Source organism: Rhodovulum sp. PH10 (genome assembly GCF_000293785.1).
Classification (GTDB): domain Bacteria; phylum Pseudomonadota; class Alphaproteobacteria; order Rhizobiales; family Xanthobacteraceae; genus Rhodoplanes.
Window position 1 is genome coordinate 1 of the sequence record NZ_AKZI01000097.1, and the last position, 4778, is coordinate 4778.

4 protein-coding genes are annotated in these 4778 nt (G+C 67.4%); 1 reads left to right on the forward strand and 3 read right to left on the reverse strand.

Annotated elements, in window-relative coordinates; genetic code table 11:
• Positions 1-88: 88 nt before the first annotated feature.
• Positions 89-1111 carry a protein-methionine-sulfoxide reductase catalytic subunit MsrP gene (msrP, locus tag A33M_RS16055; protein WP_008389155.1) on the reverse strand — a complete coding sequence of 341 codons (1023 nt, stop codon included), beginning with the start codon at positions 1109-1111 and terminating at the stop codon, positions 89-91.
• Positions 1112-1332: 221 nt separating this feature from the next.
• Positions 1333-2217, reverse strand: a complete 885-nt coding sequence (locus A33M_RS24090; protein ID WP_008389157.1) for an EAL domain-containing protein — start codon at positions 2215-2217, stop codon at positions 1333-1335.
• A 360-nt stretch (positions 2218-2577) separates the two neighbouring features.
• Here A33M_RS24090 and A33M_RS24095 point away from each other — a divergent pair, with 360 nt between their 5' ends.
• Positions 2578-3126, forward strand: coding sequence for a hypothetical protein (locus A33M_RS24095; RefSeq protein WP_052027089.1), 549 nt, complete (start codon positions 2578-2580; stop codon positions 3124-3126).
• A 453-nt stretch (positions 3127-3579) separates the two neighbouring features.
• On the opposite strand, the gene A33M_RS16070 is transcribed toward A33M_RS24095, so the two are convergent.
• Entirely contained in the window at positions 3580-4638 is a 1059-nt protein-coding gene (locus A33M_RS16070) for an IS630 family transposase (RefSeq protein WP_083850506.1), read from the reverse strand.
• Between the last annotated feature and the right edge of the window lie 140 nt (positions 4639-4778).

A 4778-nucleotide genomic window follows, 5' to 3' on the forward strand; every position in this document is an offset into this window, starting at 1 on the left:
GATGAGGCCCGCACCGTGGCCTCGCCCTTCGAGATGCACTCCTGCGGAGTGCTCCTCAGGACGAGGTCGAACTCTGTCGCCGTTCGGATCACATCCAAAGCTGCTCGCCGTCGAGCCCCTGGTAGAGACCGGCGACCTGTTCACCGTAGCCGTTGAACAACAGCGTCGGGCGGGTCTCGTCGGTGCCGAGGATGCGCTCGCTCGCCTGGCTCCAGCGCGGGTGCGGCACCTTCGGATTGACGTTCGCCCAAAACCCGTACTCGCTCGCCTGAAGGCCTTGCCAAAAGCTCTTCGGCCGCTGGTCGGTGAAGCTGAAGCGGACGATCGACTTGATCGACTTGAAGCCGTACTTCCACGGCACCGCGAGCCGCAGCGGCGCGCCCATCGACTTCGCCACCGGCTTGCCGTAGGCGCCGGTGACCAGGAAGGCGAGGTCGTTGGTGGCCTCGGCGATCGTCAAGCCCTCGACATAGGGCCAGGAGTACCAGAACTGCCGCTGGCCTGGCGCGATGCTCGTGTTCTTGAAGGTCTCCATCCGCACGTATTTGGCCGAGCCGAGCGGCTTTGCCAGCGCCACCAGCGCGGCGAGCGGAAAGCCGGTCCACGGCACCGCCATCGACCACGCCTCGACGCAGCGGTGGCGATAGAGCCGCTCCTCGAGCGTCACCTTCTTCAGGAGGTCGTCGATGCCGATCTCGAACGGCTTTTCCACCATGCCGTCGATCGTCACCGTCCACGGCCGGATCGGCCGCGCCTCGGCGGCTCGGGCGATGCTCTTGGTCGAGCCGAACTCGTAGAAGTTGTTGTAGTGGGTGTTGATCGGCTCCGGCGTCACCGGGCGGTCGAGCACGAACTTTTCGTTGCGCTTGGCCGGATAGAGCGCGGCGCTCGGATCGGGGGTGTCCTCGGCGCGGGCGTGGCCGGGCACCAGCGCGGCGGCGGCGAACGCGCCGGCACCGGCCAGCACGGCACGGCGGTCGAGCGAGTCCAGAGTCATGGGATCGGGTGCGAGCGCCCGGCGGGCGCGAAACACCGCCTCGGGGGTGGCGGCGCTGTCCGGCAGATCCCACGGGCGGCGGCGGTGCAGAAAGGTGCGGTAAAGGACGGTCATGCGGGGGCTCCTCTGTGCGGCGGCGGGTGGCGGGGGTGCGGGCACCGCGTCCGAGGAGATACGGCGCGGCGCGCCGTCTCGTTTCATCCCGCGAGGCGAACGCCGAAAATCGACGGCCGGGCGGGCCGCCGCAAATCACGGATACGGGAGCGGCTCGCCGTCGGGCCGCGCCGGGTCGGGGAGGAACCGGGTCGGCGAGGGGATGCGTCGGGAAGGCCGGCTCAGGGAAACGTGCGCAGCCGCGGGGCGGCGGAGAACGGGTTCCAGGCGCGCCGCTCGGGCCGCTTCTTGCCGGTGTAGCGCTCGAGTTTTGCGAAGAAGTCGTCCTTGGCCATCGGCTTGGCGAACAGGTAGCCCTGGCCGACCGCGCAGCCGAGCCCCTGCAGCTTGTGGCTCTCGTGCGGTGTCTCGATGCCTTCGGCGACCGTCTTCAGCTCGAACCGCTTGGCCAGCTCGACGATGGTCTCCAGCATGCCGGCATTGGTCTTGTCGGTGTCGCAGTCGATCACATAGGCGCGGTCGATCTTCAGCTCGGTGAAGGGGAGCTGGCGGAGCCGCGCCAACGAGGAGTAGCCGGCGCCGAAATCGTCGACCGCGAGGCCGCAATTCTGGCGGCGCAGCTCGGCCGCCACCTCGTTCGCCACCTCGAGGTCGTGCATCACCTGGTCCTCGGTGACCTCGAGAATCAGCCCCGGCCATTCGGCGCTGCGCGGACGGTCCTCGCGGATCATTCTGGTGATCGGCAGCTGCACGAAGGCGTCGGCCGGCACGTTGACCGCGAGCTTGATCTTCGGCGCGCCGATCAGCGCGCAGTCCTCCCAGTCCCGCAGCGCCGAGGCGATCACCCGCTCGGTCATCTCGAGCATCGCCTCCTTGCCGGCGCCGGGCAGGAAGGCGCCGGGCGGCAGCACGCCGAGCTCGGGATGGCGCACCCGAATCAAGCCCTCGGCGCCGACGATCTGCCGGCTGCTCAGGTCGATCTTCGGCTGGTACCAGATCTCCAGCCAGCCGCGTTTCAGCGCCCGCTCGAGCGTGACCTTGGGCCTGCCGTTCTCGTCGCGCTCGTCGTCGTCACGGGTCAGGAGAGAGCGGATCTTGGTCAACATCACGGGTTTGCGCGGGACGCGCCTCCTCGGTCGGGGTGTCTGGGCCGGTGTGTCCGGGTCGGTGTGTCGTGCAGCCAACGCCCGAGCATGCCCGCCAAGGGCTAAAATTTCGCTGGGACCGCGGACTCTCGCCCCACATGGTTGAGGTACGATGAAGGGGGTTCGACGGGTGCGTGTGTCCGTGACGGCGGTCTCGTGAAAATGGCGGCGTGTGGATCGTTCGGCCCGCGCCTTGCATTTCGGCTCGGCATGGAGTGAGACGGGGGTATGGGGCGCATGGCGGCGCGCGGGCCGGGCGGACGGTTCGCGCCGCGCGCGTCGGGAGCAGGGGAGGCGTCGTCGCGCGTGATCGAGGTGGCAATGCTCGACATCCGAAGCTGGGGGCCGCTGTCGCGCTGGCTCCGCCGCGGCGACGCCGGACCGGTGCCGCCGACCTGGCGGACGGCGCCGCTCGGCCATCTGCGGACGGCGCAGGACTATCGCGCGGCGCTCGGCCACGCGCACATTCAGATCAGCGCCGACGCGGAGGGCTTGTTGCATCGCAGCGAGCCGGGGTTCGCGGAACGCAAGCGGACGATCGATCTCGCAACCGCGACGGTCGCCGAACTGGGCTTTCCGGACGGCGCCCGTTACGCGGACATCCGGGCGAGGGCGCGAAAACTGCGGCTCGGCTTCTGCCCGCCGGAGGTCGGCCCGGCGCTCAGGCTCGCCTATCGCGACCAGCCGCACGGCGAGCGGCTGATCGTCGCGATGCAGATGGTGGGCGACCCCGAGGACGCGCTGGTTTTTTCGCTCGACCACGACGACGACGGCCTGTGGCTCGACGTCCACGACGGCCATCTCGACGGCTTTTGGCGGGCGGAGGATGTGTTCGTGTTCGTCGCCCGGCCGACCCGGCGGAAGGGATAGGCCGGCTTTCGTGGACGGAGCTACGGCATGCACACGAGGCAAAATGCCGAAGCGTTTCAGTGAGAGGCGCGCGGGCCGCCAAGCTCTCCGCCGTCATCGCCGGGCCTCGACCCGGCGATCCATCAATCTGAAACAAAACGACCTTTTTTATCTTTGATGGATGCGCGGGTCGGAGCCCGCGCATGACGGGAGCGTGCCCTGGAGGCGATGTGTGCATCCCGTCTTGGTTTCGCGGGGACGAGCGGACACACCGCTCCGGTTCGACCTCGGGACACGCGTCGGCGCGGTCGAATGGAAACCCGTGGGCACGCTTCGCTCTGCCCACCCTACGGCATCGGGCCGTCGTAGGCCCCACCATCCGGCAATGCGCAAAGAAACAGTGGAGACTGGTCTCCCCCCTCCCCGCGGACGGGGAGGGGGCATTTCAGGCGCAACCGGAAAGGTCATATACCGCTACGCGGCGGAAATTCCGTGTTCGGACAAGCCGATGTAGTGGAATCGGTCGGTCAGGATGGATCGGAGCTCGGCGGCGTGGTGGTCGAGCCGTCGGAAGAAGTCGTGGAAGGCCTGCTCGAACAGGGCGAACTTCGCGTAGGCACTGTTGAACAGGACCTTCCGTTTCATGAAGTGCCAGAACCGCTCGATCAGGTTGAGATTAGGGGCGTAGCTCGGCAGATAGACCGGCACGATGCGGCAGCCCGGTTTCTCCAGCCAGGCGCGCAGTTCGCGAGACCGGTTGTAGCGGGCATTGTCGACGACGACCGAGATCCGCCTCGCGTGCGGATGGCGCGTCTGCAGGTCGTCGTAGAGACGGATCATGGCGGCGCTGGTGATCAGTTCCTCCTGGCGATGGACCACGGTGCGGTCCGGCCAGAGGAGCGCGCCGTTGATGTTGATCCGGCTGCGGCCATGGTTGGACTTCAGCTCGACGGTGCGGCCTCGCCGGATCCAGCCGTGCGCCGGGCGCCCCGTGTAGGATGGATGCGTCGCGTCGACGAAATAGAGCGGTGCCGCAGGCCCTGCCGCTTCCATCAGCGGCTTCAGAATGTCCTCGACGAAACGCCGCTGCACCGCCGCGTCGGCCTTGGCCGGGACGCTCTTCGGCTTCTTGAATACGAACCCCAGCCGCTTCAGCAGCTTCGACAGGGCATTCGGACCGTAATGGACGCCGAACCGGCGCGCCACGAAGGCGCACACCTCGCGGGCCGTCTGCGGCACCTTCTCGTCGACGAACACTTCGAGGGCGACAATCTGATCACGTCGCAACGGGCCGCTGCCGCCCTGATAGGCCAGCCGCTCCACCCCGGTCCGACCATGCGTCTCGTACAGAGCGCGATGCTCCCGCACCGTGCCTTCGTCGATGAACAGCGCCTCGCAGATCCGACCGACCGCCCAGCCGTCGTCCAACAACAGCAGCACGTTCATGCGCCGATGAACGGCACTGTTCGTCTGCCGGCGCATCATCGCCAGGAAATGCGCCCGATCCCCGCGACTAAAAATCTCGCCTGCCATTTCCAAAGCGAATCACAATCGCCCCGGAACGAAAACCGAATTCTCCCGGAGTCGGGGTATACCAGCGGCGGGAAACTATGACCTCATCCTGAGAGCCTGACCGAAAATTGAGTGAGTGATTTCGGGGGACTGTGATTCCG